This window comes from Shewanella sp. AC91-MNA-CIBAN-0169 (assembly GCF_040310165.1).
Lineage (GTDB): Bacteria > Pseudomonadota > Gammaproteobacteria > Enterobacterales > Shewanellaceae > Shewanella.
In genome coordinates, this window is the sequence record NZ_JBEOPM010000007.1 from 20,301 (window position 1) to 38,265 (window position 17,965).

Consider the following 17,965-nt stretch of genomic DNA (forward strand, 5'->3'; position numbering starts at 1 on the left):
TTTACAATTAAGCGCATAAAAATATTAATAAAAGGGGCTTGTTCTTATGGGATTTTTAAGCCGCATTAGACGACTTATTTCCGGCCAACCACCATTAACGGGTGGTATTGCCATTTATGCACCTGTATCGGGTGATATTGTTGCAATTGAAAAAGTACCCGACGTGGTATTTGCTGAAAAAATTGTTGGCGATGGGATTGCTATCGACCCTAAGGGCGAATTTATTGTTGCCCCAATTGATGGCACTATAGGTAAAATTTTTGAAACCAACCACGCATTTAGTATTGAGTCTCCACAAGGGCTTGAGCTGTTTGTGCATTTTGGGGTTGGTACCGTTGAACTTAGAGGCAATGGTTTTAAGCGTTTAGCCGAGGAAGGTCAGCAAGTTAAAGCCGGTGAACCGATTTTGTCTTTCGATTTAGCTTACTTACGCGGAAAAGTTGATAGTTTACTCACTCCGGTAGTGCTGGCCAATATGGAAGACGTTAAACAATTAGATAAGGCCCAAGGCAGCGTTATTGCGGGTAAAGATATTATTTTTACGGTGCAAATGTAACATCAAATTGGTTCGATTTATTTAATACCTCTACTCAATCGTGTCGTAAACTATTACGCCACGATAATATGCAACCTTCAGCTTAAGTGAGCGTAGGTTGCATATTATGAAATCTTTTCAAAACACCGTCTTCGGCTTGTCCAAGCCGCTTCACAATGCCACAATGTTGTTAAATGCATTCAATGATATCAATGTTACATAAGGCACTTTTTCAGGCTTATCTATAGAGCCAAGCCTCTACATGACACCCCTATCGACATTAATGGAGTATTCTTTTGACTTTATACGGCATAAAAAATTGCGATACCGTTCGTAAAGCGCGCAAATGGCTTGAAGCCGAAAAAATTGATTACACGTTTCACGACTTCCGTGAAGATGGCCTAAATGAAGCCATGGTTACGCAGTGGGCTGATGTTGTAGGTTGGGAAACCTTGTTTAACAAACGTAGCACCAGTTTTCGTGGTTTATCTGATGCAGATAAAACGGATATCACTCAAGACAAAGCCATTGCCTTAATGGTGCAACATCCAACATTAATTAAGCGCCCTGTTCTCGTCAATAACGATAAATTACTGGTTGGTTTTAACCTAGCTCAATACCAAGCGTGGTTCGCATAATGAATAATGATGTAGTTGAATTAGCAAAAGATCTGATTTCACGTCCATCGGTAACACCATTGGATGAAGGTTGCCAAACCTTAATGGCCAATCGCCTTGCCGCAATTGGTTTTAACATTGAACCAATGGTTTTTGAAGACACCACCAATATGTGGGCAAGAAGAGGGAACAGTGATCCGGTTTTCTGCTTTGCAGGTCATACCGATGTGGTGCCTACTGGTGATCTTAACCGTTGGCATACTCCTCCGTTTGAACCGACCATTATTGATAACTATTTACATGGTCGTGGTGCAGCAGACATGAAAGGATCGTTAGCCGCGATGATTATCGCGACTGAACGTTTTGTTGCTAAGCATCCAGACCACAACGGCTCTATTGCTTATTTAATTACCAGTGACGAAGAAGGTCCTTTTATTAACGGTACCACTCGGGTTATTGATACGCTCGAAGCTCGTAATGAAAAAATGACATGGGCGCTAGTTGGCGAACCTTCATCAACGCATAAATTGGGTGATGTCGTCAAAAATGGTCGTCGTGGCAGCTTAACGGGCAACTTAACCGTTAACGGAATTCAAGGCCATGTTGCCTATCCACATTTAGCCGACAACCCTATTCATAACGCGGTTCCAGCACTAACTGAACTCGCACAAATGCATTGGGATAACGGTAATGAGTTTTTCCCACCAACCAGTTTCCAAATTGCTAATATAAATGGCGGTACAGGGGCATCTAATGTTATCCCCGGTGAATTAACCGTGATGTTTAACTTCCGTTACTCAACCGAAGTGACCGCTGAAGAGTTAATCCAACGGGTGGTAAGTATTCTTGATGCTCATGGCTTAGATTATGATATCAACTGGATATTTAATGGTTTACCGTTTCTAACGGGTGACGGTCCACTGCTTGATGCAACACGGGAAGCGATTCGCGAAGTCACAGGTTATGAAACCGACCCCCAAACCTCAGGTGGTACCTCAGATGGTCGCTTTATCGCACCAACTGGCGCACAAGTGTTGGAGTTAGGCCCAGTCAACGCGACAATTCATAAAGTGAATGAATGTGTCAACGTGGCCGACTTAGAAATATTAGCTAATTGCTATGAACGCATTTTGGAAAAGCTATTGTGCAAATAAGCTCACTGCTTTGTTCGATTGATATCCCTAACGAGCAAGCTAAACTATACGGTTTAGACGATCGTCATTTAGTTTCAGTAGGACAGTTTTTGCTTGAACAACGCACTGCAACTGCATTTCAGCAGTTGCAGAACGCGGCATCTGCTGCGGGGTTTAATGTACAAATATGTTCGGCATATAGACCATTCGATCGTCAATTGAGTATTTGGAACGCCAAAGCCACAGGTCAGCGACCATTACTCGACCAAGACTCAAATCCAGTTGAGTTTACGTCACTCACGCCCCAACAGCTGATTGATACCATTTTGATATGGTCTGCCCTCCCTGGCGCATCTCGGCATCATTGGGGCACCGATTTCGATATATATGATGCGAATAACATTAGCAAACAAGCACTGCAGTTAATCACTGCAGAATATACCGCCGATGGCCCTTGTGCTTCTCTACATCAATGGCTTATCTCGCATGCTGCTGAGTTTGGATTTTATTTCCCCTATCAACCTGATTTAAGTGGCGTTAGTCCTGAGCCATGGCACATGAGCTATTTTCCTGTCGCTAATGAGTTGTTGGAGCAATTTAGCGCAGATGAATTTGCAAAAGTGTTGTCTGCGGCAGAAATATCGTTAAAATCACCCTTAATTGAACGGCTAACAGAGTTAGTTAATCATTATGTTTTCTTTGTTGCGCCCTCTCCGGCTTAATGTTTGCGCGCATTTCCTCTTTGAATGAGTTTGTTATGTCCACTTTAATGCATCACATAGAAATTGATAATCAACCACTGTATTACTTAGATGAAGGACATGGACCTGTTGTTATTTTTTGTCATGGCTTACTCACCAATAGCACTATGTGGCGATCGCAAATTGACCAACTGTCATCACAGTATCGATGTATTGCCATCGACTTTTGGGGCCATGGTCAAACAACCACTATCCCAGAATCTGTTGAAAATTTACAAGATGTGGCCCAAAACGTATTAACGTTAATGGATAAGCTTGAAATCAACTCTGCCGCCATCGTAGGTCATGGTAGTGGCGGTGCAATTGCGGCAGAGCTTATATTACATGCACCGGCTCGCATTAATGGCTTGGTGATGTTAAACAGTTTTGTGGGATTTGAACCGCAAGTTAATTGCGTTAAATACCAAGGGTTAATGGCTCAAGTTGCCAACGACCAAGCTATATCAGCAGACCTTGCACAAACCATTAGCACATTATATTTTAGTAAAGAGATTGAGCAATTGGTCAACCAAGACCCCAATCTAGCTAATATTGTTGCACAATTTAGCGCTGAATTAACGTCTTACTCTGGCGCCCAACTTACTGCGTTACTTAAATTTGCCAATATGGCCATATTCAAACGTGACACACTCGAATCGGTTGAGTTATTAACATTACCGACTTTGGTGGCCGTAGGATTAAGTGGTTATTTGCGTACCGCACTGGAAAGTTATTTAATGCATGACTGTATTGATGGCAGTCAATTATTGCACATTGAACAAGCTGGTCACTTAGCTAACATCGAAAAACCAGCCATTTTTAATCAGCATCTTGTTGATTTTTTGAGTAAAGTTAATTTTAATTAATCACCTCAATGGATAGACCAGATCCGTCGGCATTGCTGATATACTCATTACAAAATGACATATTACCTGTAATACCTTACCGGTAAAAAACGACCTAATTCGAGCGCTCATGAAACTTCTTAAACCATTATTTGATAATAATCGCCGTTGGGCTGAACGGATCAATAAAGAAGATCCTACCTTTTTTGCGCAACTGGCAAAACAACAAAACCCAGAATACTTATGGATTGGTTGCTCAGATAGCCGAGTGCCTTCTAATCAGATTATCGACTTATTACCCGGTGAAGTGTTTGTTCACCGTAACATCGCTAATATGGTCATTCACACAGATTTAAATTGTTTATCAGTGCTGCAATATGCTGTCGATGTACTAAAAGTAAAGCACATCATGGTCGTTGGGCATTATGGCTGTGGTGGTGTTCGTGCGGCAATGAATAAAGAGCGACTGGGCCTGATTGACAATTGGCTCGGACATTTACGTGACATTTATCGTATTCACGAGGATGCTCTTGAATCGATGAGTGAACAAGGGCGTTTTGATCGCCTGTGTGAGCTTAATGTGATGGAACAAGTGTCAAATGTTGTGTCGACCAACATCGTTCAAGAAGCATGGGATCGTGGCCAAGATGTTGCAATACATGGTTGGATTTACGGAATTAATAACGGATTACTCACAGATTTAGACGTGACAATCGACCGTCTTCATGGGCGCAATTTAGCTTAACCTTGCCTTCTATCTCCATTTACACTTTTAATAGGCCTGTTATTTAGCAGGCCTTTGTTTATTGTTATTAAAAATATGCAATAAAAGTCGCGAACCACCACTGAAGAACGTTATAATCATCCAGTTTATTTAGCGCTACTATGCGCAGAATTTTTAGGAGATGATTTCCATGCCTGGTTTTGAATTATTTGGTCCTGAAGAAAAGCAGGAAGTTGCTGACGTAATGGAGAACGGTTTTACCTTCCGTTATAACTTCGACCATATGCGTAATGATCGCTGGAAAACCCGCGACATGGAGCAACTACTTTGCGAAAAAATGAACGTGAAACACGCTCATTTAGTATCAAGCGGTACTGCTGCATTACAAACTGCAATGGCAGCAGCGGGCATTGGTGCTGGCGATGAAGTTATTGTGCCTCCATTTACCTTCGTAGCCTCTGTTGAAGCCGTGTTTATGGCCGGTGCTGTACCTATTTTTGCTGAAATTGACGAAACATTATGTTTATCTCCAGAAGGTATTGAAGCTGTCATCACACCACGTACCAAGGCTATTAACCTTGTTCATATGTGTGGTTCTATGGCGAAGATGGACGAAATCAAAGCGGTGTGTAAAAAGCATAACTTGGTGATTTTAGAAGATGCATGTCAAGCCATCGGTGGCAGTTATAAAGGCCAAGCATTGGGCACCATCGGTGATGTAGGTTGTTATTCATTTGACTCAGTTAAAACCATCACCTGTGGTGAGGGTGGCGCGATTGTCACTAACAATAGCGAAATTTATAACCACTCACACATGTTTTCAGATCACGGTCATGACCATGTTGGTAATGATCGTGGTGCAGAATCACACCCAATTATGGGTTTGAATTTCCGAATTTCAGAAATGAATGCAGCAATGGGTTTAGCACAATTACGTAAGCTTGATAAAATCATTGCTATTCAGCGTAAAAATAAGAAAACCATTAAAGATGCTATGGCATCTATTGCTGAAATCACCTTCCGTGAAATTCCAGATCCAGACGGCGATTCTGCAGGCTTCTTAACATTTATGATGCCAACAGAAGAACGCACTCAAGAAATTAATAAAAAGCTGGCTGCCAACAAAGTTGATGGTTGTTTTTACTGGTATGTTAACAACTGGCATTACCTTAAAAATTGGAAACACATCCAAGAACTTAAAGCACCTGCCGCATTACCTATTATGCTAATCGCTGATCGCCCTGACTACACTAAAGTGCTGACACCTAAATCTGACGCTATCATGAGCCGAACGATTTCGATGTTGATCAAGTTGTCTTGGACTGATGAGCAAATAGCTGAACGTATTGAAAATATCAAACGCGCTTTTGCCTAGCATTGATGCCTCTCGGTCAGTGATGGCTCAGAGCACTTTTTACAGTACTTATCTCAATGGAGACTGTTGTAATGAGTTTTAAAAATTTTAAATGTGTACCAAAAATGATCTTTGGCCGTGGTTCATTTGTACAACTTGATGTTGTATTAGGTCAAGAACGCCAAGATGCTAACGATTTTGTCGTTTTCCTTGTCGATGATGTACATCAAGGTAAACCGCTAGCTGACCGCGTGCCAACTCAAGCGCACGACCTACTGATTTACGTAAACGTAGATGATGAGCCAACAACTGAACAAGTTGATGCGTTAACGGCGCAAGTTAACGCATTTAACACTAAGTTACCAGTGAGCGTAGTTGGTTTAGGCGGCGGTTCAACGATGGACTTAGCCAAAGCCGTATCACTAATGCTCACTAACCCTGGTAGTTCTTCTGAATACCAAGGTTGGGATTTAATTAAAAATCCTGCAATACATCATATTGGTATTCCAACAGTGTCTGGCACGGGTGCTGAAGCATCACGTACTGCAGTATTGTGCGGACCCGTTCGTAAGCTAGGTTTAAACTCAGATTACACCGTGTTTGATCAAATCATCATGGACTCTGAATTAATTGCAGGGGTTCCGACTGATCAGTGGTTCTATACTGGTATGGATTGTTTTATCCATTGTGTAGAATCATTACAAGGCACATACCTCAACGAGTTTGCTAAAGCATTTGCCGAAAAATCAATGGATTTATGTCGTCAAGTGTTCTTAGACGACCACGCAGAAAAAGACGACAAGTTAATGATGGCGTCATACATGGGCGGTATGAGCATTGCTTATAGCCAAGTCGGTGCATGTCATGCGGTATCTTACGGTTTAGGTTATGTACTGGGTTATCACCACGGTATTGGTAACTGTTTAGCCTTTGACGTGCTGGAAGAATTCTATCCAGAAGGTGTGACTGAATTCCGTAAAATGATGAAAATTCATAACATCACTCTGCCTAAAAACATCTGTAAAGATTTGCCAGATGAAACTATCGCTAAGATGGTTGCCGTGACTAAGAGCATGGGTCCACTTTGGGACAACGTGTACGGTAAAGGCTGGGAAGAGAAAGTTACCGATGAAATGCTGACTAAGTTATTCCGTCGTATATAATAAACGACAGATTAAGTCATAAAGGGCTCTTATGAGCCCTTTTATTTATTGTCTATATTATTGTCACAACCACAAGTAGGTCATATTAATGAAAGTTACTCTATTAATCCCGGCACGTTATGGTTCAAGCCGTTTCCCGGGCAAGCCGCTAGCCCCGATTAATGGTAAACCCATGATCCAACACGTTTATGAACGTGCATCATTAGCAAAAGGCCTCGATAGCATCTATGTTGCTACAGATGACGACCGCATTAAAGATGCCGTTGAATCCTTTGGTGGTAAAGTCGTAATGACCAGCCCTGATGCCGCCTCTGGTACCGACCGTATTAATGATGCCATTGCATTGCTTGGTCTTAACGATGACGATTTAGTGATTAATTTACAAGGCGATCAACCGCTGATTGATCCTATCTCAATCGAACAAATCATAAGTCTATTTGAACGTCACCCTGGTGAATTCGAAATGGCGACATTAGGATTTGAAATCGTCGATAAAAGAGAATTAGACGACCCTATGCACGTTAAAATGGTATTTGATAATGACCATAATGCATTGTATTTCTCTCGCTCTCGTATCCCCTTTGGTCGCGATACCAATGACTATCCGGTTTACAAGCATTTAGGTGTTTATGGCTACACTAAGCGTTTTGTGAATGCCTTTGCTAAGTTACCTTTAGGTAGACTTGAAGATCTCGAAAAATTAGAACAGCTACGCGCACTCGAATACGGCCACAAAATTAAAATTGCTATCAGCGCATTTGACTCTCCAGAAGTCGATACCCCTGAAGATATTCGCAAATGTGAACTACGTTTAGCCGTCGACTAACCAAACATATATGCTTATAGCTGGTGTTGTCTTAACAACATCAGCTATAAAATTGCAGGTTAAAAGGAGTTTCCAATGAGTCTAGAAGGTTATGAAGTTTGGCTAATTATCATTTTAGTCATCGGCGTTATTGCAAGTAACATTGCGGTGTTGAAATATTCTGCCAAATTTAAAATGCCTCAATTTGGTGAACATAAAGACCGAGAGCAAAATCCTGAAAAAGAAACCAGTTCACCAGAATCTGAACAAAAACTGACTGAAGAACCTTCAGACGAGAAAGACAACGGCAGCAAAGACAGCAAAGACAAAACGTTATAATGCTCAATGTACCTATCTATAAAATGAGCCTATCTATAATTTAGTGGGTTGCAAATAGCAAAACGCCCATGTTGGCCTATCTTCTCGTTCTTAATCGTTGTTATTTGCCTAGCAGTTATTTTATATCTGTATTTCCATTAGTCATAACCTCTATATGGCGCAACTTAAGCTAATAATAAAGCTAACCTCATAATGGGGTTAGCTTAAAGTATCCAACGGCTCTGTTTCTGTACTGATGTTTTAATACCACAGGCAAGTGTTATTCACTGTCAAGTGTGACTCGTTGTTGCTCTTGGTTATTAGGCCAAGCATTAATGACTGCTTTTACTAGCGATGCTAGTGGTATGGCAAAAAAGACTCCCCAAACGCCCCATAAGCCCCCAAAGACTAACACGGCGGCAATAATCACAACCGGGTGTAAATCAACCGCATCAGAAAACAATAGCGGTACCAATACATTGCCATCTAGCGCCTGAATAATCCCATAACCTAACATTAAGTAACCAAACTCAGCACTAAAACCCCATTGAAAAAATGCGACTAATGCAATCGGCAATGTAACCAAAGTAGCGCCAACATATGGGATCAATACCGACAAGCCTGTCAATACACCTAGTAGTGCTGAGTAACGCAGCCCCATGATAGCAAAAAAGATATAACTGGCTACGCCAACAATAACAATTTCAATCACTTTACCACGAATATAATTAAAGATTTGTTGGTCCATTTCAAACCAAACTTTTCTCGCTAGACCACGGTTAGACGGGAAAAATCGTTTGCTGCCGTTTAATAAAAAGTCTTTGTCTTTTAAAAAGAAAAATACCAACAATGGCACTAAAATGGCGTACACCATTAATACTAATAATGACGCAGAATAACCTAAAATTTGTTTCCCTAAATCAATAAGGTGCTGTGTATCAAGCATCTTATTAATTTCTTCCATCATCGAATCAAGTTGTGATGCACTCACAAACTGCGGGTAATCAGCGCTAAACTCGCGCACAATTAGCATGCCCTTATCGATCATTGAGGGTAAATCAGTAACCAATGACACCCCTTGACGCCAAATACTCGGCACCAAACCAAACATCAAAATAATCATCACCCCTAAAAATACCACCAACACGATTGTTGCCGCAGCGGTTCGGCTTATACCCAGTCGCGACATTTGTGCTACCGGCCACTCCAGTAAAAACGCTAACACCAAAGCAACCAGCAAAGGCGCAAGCAATCCAGAACCGAAGTACAATGCAAGACCAATCCCAATAATGATAAACATTAACGTTATGGCTTGTGGATCACTAAAACGGGTTTTGTACCAATCAGTTAAAATTTCCAGCATTGAAAAACCTTTTATATAAACAATATCAATTTGTTTTGGTGATGATAAATGACAAACAATGCGGTTGATCAGCAATGATTTCAATACCAAAACCCATTTTTTTTATCAACAAGGGAACATCTCGGCGTGAACCAGGGTCAGATAAGAGTACATGTAATTTTTCATCCACATCCATCTGCTTTAGTAAAAGTTTCACTTTTACTAAAGGATAAGGACAAACATAGGGTGTTAAATCAATTAAAATCATTATCAACTTGCTTTAAACAATCTAGGGCTATTATCCTAGCTTGGACAATAAACCACAAGCAATGTAACTTAAGCAAACTTGCTGGTTAAGCTTAATTTTTCGATTCAATCATCATTAAAGGTTCCGCTTGAGTAAATTATCATTATCGACCTTTTCAAAATCACTGGCTGCTAGCGCTATTAGTGTGCTTTTTGCTGCCAGTATTGGCCACAGTTTTGCCAATAATGATCTTCCTGATCTTGGTACCGCAGCAGTCAATACTTTTAGTTTAGAAAAAGAAACTGTCTACGGAGACGCTTATATGCGCGTTATTCGTTCATCGGCACCGGTACTCAGTGATCCAGTGTTAACCCAATATTTATCTGAACTGGGTAACAAGCTTGTTGCTAATGCCACGGGGGTAAAGACACCATTTTATTTCTTTTTACTCCGCAATGATGAAATCAACGCGTTTGCGTTTTTTGGTGGTCATGTTGGCGTACATACGGGGTTATTTTTAAATGCCGACAACGAAAGTGAACTTGCATCGGTATTAGCCCACGAAATTACCCACGTCACTCAACGCCATTTAGCACGATCTCTTGAGGCACAACAAAAAAGCTCAACTGCCACAATTGTGGGAATGTTAGGGGCTATTTTATTAACGATTGCTGCACCACAAGCCGGTATGGCAGCCTTAGCAACCACTCAGGCCTTAGCAACACAATCTAAAATTAACTATACCCGCTTACATGAAAAAGAAGCTGATCGTATTGGAATGCAAATTCTTGTCGATGCCGGATTTGATCCTAATGCTGCCGCTACATTTTTTGGTCAACTGGCAATTCGTTATCGTTTTACCACAACACCACCACAAATGTTGCTGACGCATCCATTGCCAGAATCACGTATTACCGAGGCACGTAACCGCGCGGCTCAGTACCCTAAAAGTAATGTCCCTAACAGCCTTAACTTTCAGCTAGCTAAAGCGCGTATCCAAGTACGCTTTTCAAGTTTTAGTGATGATGCCGCGTTATCTTTGTTTGATCAACAACTCAAAAAGAACGAGTATTCGTTTAAACAGGCCGCGCTCTATGGCAAAGCGTTAGCACTTTTCCGTTTAGAAAAATTTGCACAAGCTGAAGTGATCATTGATGATTTACTAAAACAAGATGACAATAATCTGTTCTACATCGACACCAAAACAGATTTATTAGATCAGAAAAAAGATTTTGCAGGTGCAATAGCATTATTAGAAGCTCAACGGAAATTAAAACCGACCTCACAAGTGGTCAACGCTAACTTAGCCAATATTTATGTTCAGGCAGATCAGCCTAAAAAAGCTATCCCGCTGTTAGAAGAACTGATATTTTTCGATAAGCAAAGTATGCTGCCGTATCAAATTATGGCTGATGCATATCGTAAGCTAGACAATAAAGCGCTTGAGTATTATAGCAATGCTGAACTCATGGCCTTATCGGCTAACTACAAAGGTGCAATTGACCAACTCAATTATGCATATCGCTATTCTGATGGCCAAAACCTACAAATGGCACGAATTGAAGCAAGAATAAGACAATTCAGACAAGCAGATAGGGCAATGGAAGAATTAAAATAGCCGCGATAATCTAACCTTACAAGCTATTCTTTGATAGAATAATGGCAAACAATAAATCTACTTATTGTTTGCCATTTTTTAATGACGGACTATGACAATGACAACCACCAAAACAACGATATACCATAACCCTCGCTGTTCAAAAAGCCGTGAGACGCTCGCATTGTTGCAAGCTAATGCAGTAGATGTCACTGTCGTTGAATACTTAAAGACGCCACCTTCAGCCGCTGAAATTCAGATTATTTTGCAACAACTTGGTTTAACAGCTCGCCAGCTTATGCGCACTAAAGAAGACGAATATAAAGCTCAAAATTTGGCTGACGCATCGTTATCGGAAGATCAGCTCATCGCTGCAATGATAGCTACACCTAAATTAATTGAACGTCCTATCGTGCTAGCCAACAACAAAGCTGCCATTGGTCGTCCACCAGAAAATGTTTTGTCTATTCTTTAACGAGTAAAATAATGACTTCACAAACCTTGTTTCAACTAAGTCGAATTGGTTACCTTGCATTACTCCTGCTGCTCAGCGGCTGGTTTATTCAACAAGGCATGAATGGCACCTACTCGCTAGGATTCAGCTTAATATGGATAGTACCTTTATTGTTTCCGCTTAAAGGCATCTTAACCGGTAACCCATATACATATGCATGGGCCAGTTTTATTCTGTGTGTATACTTATTACATGGCTTAACCCTTGCTTATGTCACCACTGATGCGCTGGTATTTGCACTGATTGAATCGGTATTGATTTGTGTCTTGTTGGTGAGTTTTCCATTCTATGCTCGTAAACGCGGCCGAGAACTGGGATTAGGGTTGAAGAAAAAGTCTGAACAACAATAAACAAACTTCATTTTTGTTGCCTCACTAAGCGCCTTCGGGCGCTTTTTTGTTAGTTGCATTTAACCAAAACAGCGTGCTACATTATTTTGCAAACAAGATGTTATAAAAATGTATTGTTAAATAATAATAAAATAGACATGGAGTCGCTTAATGAAGTTATCGCAAAATTTAGGGATCTATAGCCTTTTAGCCAGTGCCATATTCGTTAGCGCCTGCGGAGGAGATTCAGACAATAACGATCAAGGTGTGCCTACCTCATCCACTTTCGAAATCTGCAGTGAAAGTTTAACTTATTCAATTACCGACACAAACTCTCAATTGACTTTTACCCTTGAACAGCATTATGCCAAAGACAAGCCTGGCAGCATTATTGCCAACCTTAATGAACAAGACACTATTGGCAAATCATTTTTGTGGCAGCAGATATCAGGACCCAGTCTTGAACTAGCTGCAGTTAATAGCCAAGTGTTAGCATTCACACCCACAAGTAACCAAGATTACGCTTTTAAGGTGACTGTCTCTGGCGGTAATATCAACATTGAAGAAACGATATCAATTACTGCCGATTCTAATGACAATATTTTACGCATTAAAAGCGATCATCAAATGGTGAATAGAACTGATGCGAGTTTACGTATACAGAATATAAACGGCCAAGTACCTGAAAATATTAGTTGGTGCATGTATCCGAGTGCTAATAATAAAGCCTTTACCAACGTGGATTTGAGTGACATAAATAGGCCACTTTTTGTTGCGCCAAACGTCGATACCGATCAATTATTCAGTCTTAAAGCCACTGCCACATTTGATGGCCAAACCATTAGTGATGACGTCAATTTACTCGTAACCAAAGAAAAAAACGCCCCATCGGACGCCTACTTCAGCTACCCCATTGCACGAATGCACCCTTACAAGCCTAACTCACCTTATGCTAATAATCTGGCCTATTGTGTTTACTCGAACCAACTAGTCAATCAATGTAATATTCTTAACGAGCTGCCCTTTATTAGCCAAGATACTAAGCCAGATCCGATTGATACTATTATGGACAGAGTACTTGTGTCGCACGACTGGATGGGGGCAAACTTTGAAGCCTATTTACGCGCACAAACACATAATGACTTTGTAGAATTGTTGCAATCAGTGACGGCTGTGGTCATCAGTTACGATATCAGACCAGCCTTTTATGCTGGTTTTATTGGAGCAATATATCTTGACCCTGAATACCTGTGGTTGACTACTGCTCAGCGAGATACAATTAATGAAACCCCTGATTATCGCAGCAACTTTGGTGAAGACCTGAATTATTTATCTCCCTATCGTTATGTTAAAGATAATGCTTATGCAAGTGAATACATAGAAAAAGGTAATCGCATCAACCGCACGATTGACAGCATGTCTTATGATTTAGCTGATTTGCTCTATCATGAGCTGGCTCATGCAAATGATTTTTATCCACAAAGCATGCATGCCAATATTCAAGGACCTACCTTAATAGACGAATATCAGCGTCGTGATGAATCGAATGCCATGACATCAGCTCAACTCAATATACGCTATCCATTAACCAGTAATGAGATGTATGGTCTTGCAAAAGTAAATTATGCCGGTGAATCTGCAAATAACACCCAAAAAGCCTATACTCCAAGTGATGTAGCGCTATTTTTCTCAAGTGACCTCGCCAACGATGATTATGCCTATTCATCAACACGAGAAGATGTTGCCATGTTGTTTGAAGAAGTGATGATGAGCCATCGATATGGTATTTTGCGTGATATCGCCATTACTGACAAACCAGAAATTGAGACGAGCTCGACGATTGTGGTTGAATGGGGCCAACGCGGCCGAGTCGGTCAACCTGAGTTATACGATCGCGCTAGCTACGTCTTGAGCCAAATACTGCCTGAAGTTGATGTTAGCCAAGTGATGGACGGTTTACCTGCACCAGTAGCGTTAGTTAAAGGCCAAACCTGGGCACAAAACTTGGTGCTAACAACTGATCCATCAAAATCACCACAGAAAATCTCATCACAAACTGAAAAAAACACTGCTGAGACTAGACCATTGCAATTTAGTGGCAGTGATCACGTGAAGCAATAAACCATTGACTCACACAATAAAAAACGCCAAATGAATTCATTTGGCGTTTTTTATTATATAATTGCGTAGACTGATGACGATAATTTTTGCCTAAAGAATTAAAACCTAAGGTATTAAAGTCTCAACATCTCTTTTATAAACGGAATAGTCAGTTTACGCTGATGTACCATAGAAGCTTTATCGAGTTTATCGAGTACATCAAACAAGGTGCGTAAATCACGCGCCATTCGCGTCAGTAAAAAGCGCCCTACTTCATCAGACAACTGCAAACCACGCATTGCCGCTCGGCGCTGCAAGGCCACGAGCTTTTCATCGTCTGCCATTGGTTGTAATTGATAGATTAATCCCCATTGCATACGAGAAACCAAATCTGGCAATAAAAACCCCGTTTCAGAAGGTGATGCCTTTCCGCTAACTATTAAACGGCAATCTTGTTGCTCAGCTATACGATTATATAGATGAAAAATAGCTTCTTCCCATACAGGATGACCCGCTATGGCTTCTATATCATCAATACAAATCAATTCCAGAGATTCTAGGCCCTCAAATAATGCCGGTGAAATACTCGCATGAATGCCTAATGGGATATAGAGAGTACGGCGTTCTAGGTCATTGGCAAGGGCACAAGCTGCATGCATTAAATGCGTGCGGCCTGATTTTTCTGGGCCATATACATACAAAGAAGACGCTAGATTGCCTTCAGCGCTAGCTTGAAGTTTCTGGATCAACTCATCATTACCCGAAGCAGGATAATAACTCTGAAAGGTTTCATCGTCAGGTAGATAAACGGGTAAAGATAATTGTCTTGGTGAGTTTTGTGTCACTCAGATAGGTCTCAAAATCATAAACTAACTAACGTTATTATACCTAAATCCGTCAATTATGCGAGTATCAGCAAGAATCCTGCACATAAAGATCACCTCGGTATAGCATTTCACGCTGTACAATTAAAGTGTACAGCGCACCTTTTGATAATACTTATTGGCCCAACCATTGATAAAGTAATTTAGGCGTAGAATTGTCGGCCTTAGACTCATAAAATGACTCCACACTGCCAACGGTATCTAATTTTGATAACCGACTATCAATATTAAGCAATCGTTGCAAGTCATCTACACTGCTAAACAATTCTATCGTATAAGTGGCTGCTTCACCCTTAAAGTGACTAAGTTTCAGGGATTTCACCGCACTAAGCTGACGAAGATAGGTTTCAATATGTACCACTTGAGTCATGTTGTTTAACCCAGTAAAGCTGACCTGGGTAGCTACATCACTGCCTGTCGAGGCTATGGCAAACTGGCTAATATAATAATCGGCCAGAATGTTCATCATTCGCTTCGTGGCTTGTTGATAATCCGTCGCTTCACCCTGTTGTGAAATTAACGGCTGTAGTACACCATTAGTTCTATTTTTATCAAATAATTTGATGGTGAAATGAACGTTACTGCTTTGAGTATCCAAATTGGCAATAGCGAAGTAATCAGCTTGATAACGGGTAGATGCATTAGCTAACACATCAGTAAACATTCCACGTACATCAGTGATACTCACTTGCATCACATCATCCAAATCCATAATCGGCAGCAATAACGGAATGCCTTTATTATTAGACTCTTGAGCCAACTCTGATCGAATATCGGCTGAAGAAGCATCAGCTAAAATAGACGGTTCATTATTTTCATCAACCGACATCCATAACAGGGTTAATGGTCGTTGACTGCCCCAAACAGGTAAACCGGCTTGACGTAACGTTGAAATAACCCGTTGATGGTCAAAGCTGGCTTTGAGCATGAGTTCGCCATTTTTCTCATAATAACCATATTGAGTCAAAATGACTTCTGGGTTATTAATTTGGTCTTTTACCAATGGGTTTAATACTACACTCGGCAGACCAGAGTTTTTTAAGAAAACGGCAGCTAATGCCTCTTTAAGGGCGTTATTTTTCACATCGTTTGCGCGTGAAGCTACCGTAATATCGGCTTCATCAAGCTTGCTCACTTCAGCAGCATGTACAAGCGTAATCGAGGTTAACGCAATTAGTGGTAACGTAATGAGATTAATTAGTTTTTTCAGCATCTGATAACATAAACGCAGCAAATATAAGTGAACAAATTATATCATAATAAAATTCTATCGAGTAATGGATAACGAAAACTCTTTTTTACTGCCGCCAAATTGACCCAGTATTGTAGCCATATCAAATAACAATAATCGCTACAGCGTCCTCAAAGTTGTTATGCATATTATCGCTTTTATGTGACAATTCGCGCCGTTTAATCACACGCTAACTTTCTAAATAATGATGGAGAACAATATGAAACGCGTGTTAATTCCGCTTCAAGGCGCACAAATGCTATTTGTCGCTTTTGGGGCACTCGTGCTAATGCCGTTATTAACGGGTTTAGACACCAGTGTCGCATTATTTACAGCCGGTTTCGGTACCCTACTGTTTCAATTAGTCACTAAACGTCAAGTACCTGTATTCCTCGCTTCTTCCTTTGCCTTTATTGCGCCCATTTTATATGGCGTACAAACATGGGGTATTCCTGCCACCATGGGCGGTTTAATGGCTGCTGGCGTGGTGTATATGCTACTTGGATTAACAGTAAAACTTCGTGGCACTGGATTTATACATACTTTATTACCTCCGGTTGTTGTCGGCCCAGTCATTATGATCATTGGCTTAGGCTTAGCGCCTGTAGCCGTCAATATGGCATTAGGTAAAAGTGGTGATGGAAGCTTCATCATCGTAGAGCAAAATGTCGCGCTAACGATTTCACTTTCGGCATTAATGACCACCATAATCGTAGCGATTTTTGCTAAAGGATTGGTCCGACTAATGCCTATTCTGGCGGGTATATTGGTTGGCTATGGTGTGAGCTTAGCCTTTGGTGTTGTCGATTTCACCCCAGTTACTCAAGCGGATTGGTTAGCCATGCCAAACTTTGTCGCCCCAGAATTTAACTGGCATGCGATTCTATTTATGATCCCAGTTGCCATTGCACCAGCGGTTGAACATATCGGCGATATTTTGGCCATTTCTAACGTGACGGGTAAAGACTATTTTAAAAAGCCTGGTTTACATCGTACCCTTACTGGCGATGGTATTGCTACGATAGCAGCGTCGGCATTGGGCGGTCCGCCTAATACCACTTACAGTGAAGTAACCGGTGCGGTTACACTGACCAAAAGTTTTGATCCACGGATCATGACCTGGACAGCCATCACTGCGATAACCCTAGCTTTTGTCGGTAAATTGGGTGCCATGATGCAAACCATACCTGTACCGGTAATGGGCGGTATTATGTGCTTATTATTTGGCTCGATTGCAGCTGTTGGATTAAATACCTTAATTCGTCATCAAGTCGATTTATCTGAACCTCGTAATCTGAGTATTGTCGGGGTAACGTTGGTGTTTGGTATTGGCGGAATGGCGTTTGGTATTGGCTCGTTTAGCTTAACGGGGATAAGTTTGTGCGGTATTGTTGCTATTTTGATGAACTTGATTTTACCTGCCGTGAAAAAGCCACAGGTTGAAAAGTAACTTTCTGTAACCGCATGCAGAAGCACTGCTTTGTAAG

General features: G+C 41.0%; 19 protein-coding genes. 15 read left to right on the forward strand and 4 right to left on the reverse strand.

Annotated elements, in window-relative coordinates; all coding sequences use genetic code 11:
- Window positions 1-46: 46 nt before the first annotated feature.
- The 10 genes from crr (at window position 47) to AAEY98_RS08170 (ending at window position 8,255) form a co-directional block, all read left to right on the forward strand.
- Complete coding sequence (gene crr / locus AAEY98_RS08125) at window positions 47-556, forward strand: PTS glucose transporter subunit IIA (RefSeq protein ID WP_101087606.1); 510 nt, start codon at window positions 47-49, stop codon at window positions 554-556.
- Window positions 557-831: 275 nt separating this feature from the next.
- Window positions 832-1,173: an ArsC family reductase gene (locus AAEY98_RS08130; protein ID WP_101087605.1), complete on the forward strand. Its 342-nt coding sequence runs from the start codon at window positions 832-834 to the stop codon at window positions 1,171-1,173.
- The gene (dapE, locus tag AAEY98_RS08135) at window positions 1,173-2,306 is read left to right on the forward strand and encodes a succinyl-diaminopimelate desuccinylase (protein ID WP_194956173.1); all 1,134 of its coding nucleotides are present in this window, start codon (window positions 1,173-1,175) and stop codon (window positions 2,304-2,306) included. The genes AAEY98_RS08130 and dapE overlap by 1 nt, the downstream gene beginning before the upstream one ends.
- The gene (locus AAEY98_RS08140) at window positions 2,297-3,007 is read left to right on the forward strand and encodes a D-alanyl-D-alanine carboxypeptidase family protein (RefSeq protein ID WP_192116076.1); all 711 of its coding nucleotides are present in this window, start codon (window positions 2,297-2,299) and stop codon (window positions 3,005-3,007) included. The genes dapE and AAEY98_RS08140 overlap by 10 nt, the downstream gene beginning before the upstream one ends.
- A 35-nt stretch (window positions 3,008-3,042) precedes the next feature.
- Entirely contained in the window at window positions 3,043-3,891 is an 849-nt protein-coding gene (locus AAEY98_RS08145; RefSeq protein ID WP_182743663.1) for an alpha/beta fold hydrolase, read from the forward strand.
- A 109-nt stretch (window positions 3,892-4,000) separates the two neighbouring features.
- The gene (can, locus tag AAEY98_RS08150; RefSeq protein ID WP_101087601.1) at window positions 4,001-4,615 is read left to right on the forward strand and encodes a carbonate dehydratase; all 615 of its coding nucleotides are present in this window, start codon (window positions 4,001-4,003) and stop codon (window positions 4,613-4,615) included.
- A 169-nt stretch (window positions 4,616-4,784) separates the two neighbouring features.
- On the forward strand, window positions 4,785-5,969 hold the full coding sequence (gene kdnA, locus AAEY98_RS08155; RefSeq protein ID WP_011637227.1) for an 8-amino-3,8-dideoxy-alpha-D-manno-octulosonate transaminase KdnA: 1,185 nt from the start codon (window positions 4,785-4,787) through the stop codon (window positions 5,967-5,969).
- A gap of 71 nt (window positions 5,970-6,040) precedes the next feature.
- Entirely contained in the window at window positions 6,041-7,111 is a 1,071-nt protein-coding gene (kdnB, locus tag AAEY98_RS08160; RefSeq protein WP_101087600.1) for a 3-deoxy-alpha-D-manno-octulosonate 8-oxidase KdnB, read from the forward strand.
- A gap of 88 nt (window positions 7,112-7,199) precedes the next feature.
- A complete protein-coding gene (gene kdsB / locus AAEY98_RS08165; protein ID WP_101087599.1) occupies window positions 7,200-7,937 on the forward strand; it encodes an 8-amino-3,8-dideoxy-manno-octulosonate cytidylyltransferase KdsB in 738 nt (245 codons plus the stop codon).
- Window positions 7,938-8,012: 75 nt separating this feature from the next.
- A complete protein-coding gene (locus AAEY98_RS08170; protein ID WP_182743665.1) occupies window positions 8,013-8,255 on the forward strand; it encodes a DUF2897 family protein in 243 nt (80 codons plus the stop codon).
- 259 nt (window positions 8,256-8,514) lie between these two features.
- On the opposite strand, the gene AAEY98_RS08175 is transcribed toward AAEY98_RS08170, so the two are convergent.
- Both AAEY98_RS08175 and AAEY98_RS08180 read right to left on the reverse strand, forming a co-directional pair.
- Window positions 8,515-9,597, reverse strand: a complete 1,083-nt coding sequence (locus tag AAEY98_RS08175) for an AI-2E family transporter (RefSeq protein WP_101087597.1) — start codon at window positions 9,595-9,597, stop codon at window positions 8,515-8,517.
- A 25-nt stretch (window positions 9,598-9,622) separates the two neighbouring features.
- Entirely contained in the window at window positions 9,623-9,844 is a 222-nt protein-coding gene (locus AAEY98_RS08180; protein ID WP_162022940.1) for a sulfurtransferase TusA family protein, read from the reverse strand.
- 163 nt (window positions 9,845-10,007) lie between these two features.
- On the opposite strand from AAEY98_RS08180, the gene bepA reads away from it, so the two are divergent.
- From bepA to AAEY98_RS08200, 4 genes are all read left to right on the forward strand, one after another.
- Window positions 10,008-11,441, forward strand: a complete 1,434-nt coding sequence (bepA, locus tag AAEY98_RS08185; RefSeq protein ID WP_242445180.1) for a beta-barrel assembly-enhancing protease — start codon at window positions 10,008-10,010, stop codon at window positions 11,439-11,441.
- Between the two features lie 97 nt (window positions 11,442-11,538).
- Window positions 11,539-11,895, forward strand: coding sequence for an arsenate reductase (glutaredoxin) (arsC, locus tag AAEY98_RS08190; RefSeq protein WP_351016238.1), 357 nt, complete (start codon window positions 11,539-11,541; stop codon window positions 11,893-11,895).
- Window positions 11,896-11,906: 11 nt separating this feature from the next.
- Complete coding sequence (locus AAEY98_RS08195; RefSeq protein ID WP_011637219.1) at window positions 11,907-12,284, forward strand: DUF2069 domain-containing protein; 378 nt, start codon at window positions 11,907-11,909, stop codon at window positions 12,282-12,284.
- 150 nt (window positions 12,285-12,434) lie between these two features.
- Window positions 12,435-14,384, forward strand: a complete 1,950-nt coding sequence (locus tag AAEY98_RS08200; protein WP_351016241.1) for a hypothetical protein — start codon at window positions 12,435-12,437, stop codon at window positions 14,382-14,384.
- A gap of 113 nt (window positions 14,385-14,497) precedes the next feature.
- On the opposite strand, the gene hda is transcribed toward AAEY98_RS08200, so the two are convergent.
- Together hda and AAEY98_RS08210 are read right to left on the reverse strand one after the other, a co-directional pair.
- Window positions 14,498-15,208 (reverse strand): DnaA inactivator Hda, encoded by a 711-nt coding sequence (gene hda / locus AAEY98_RS08205; RefSeq protein WP_059745344.1) that lies wholly within the window; start codon window positions 15,206-15,208, stop codon window positions 14,498-14,500.
- 154 nt (window positions 15,209-15,362) lie between these two features.
- Window positions 15,363-16,460, reverse strand: coding sequence for a DUF2066 domain-containing protein (locus AAEY98_RS08210; RefSeq protein WP_335692172.1), 1,098 nt, complete (start codon window positions 16,458-16,460; stop codon window positions 15,363-15,365).
- A gap of 238 nt (window positions 16,461-16,698) precedes the next feature.
- Here AAEY98_RS08210 and AAEY98_RS08215 point away from each other — a divergent pair, with 238 nt between their 5' ends.
- The gene (locus tag AAEY98_RS08215; RefSeq protein WP_351016245.1) at window positions 16,699-17,928 is read left to right on the forward strand and encodes a uracil-xanthine permease family protein; all 1,230 of its coding nucleotides are present in this window, start codon (window positions 16,699-16,701) and stop codon (window positions 17,926-17,928) included.
- Window positions 17,929-17,965: the final 37 nt, after the last annotated feature.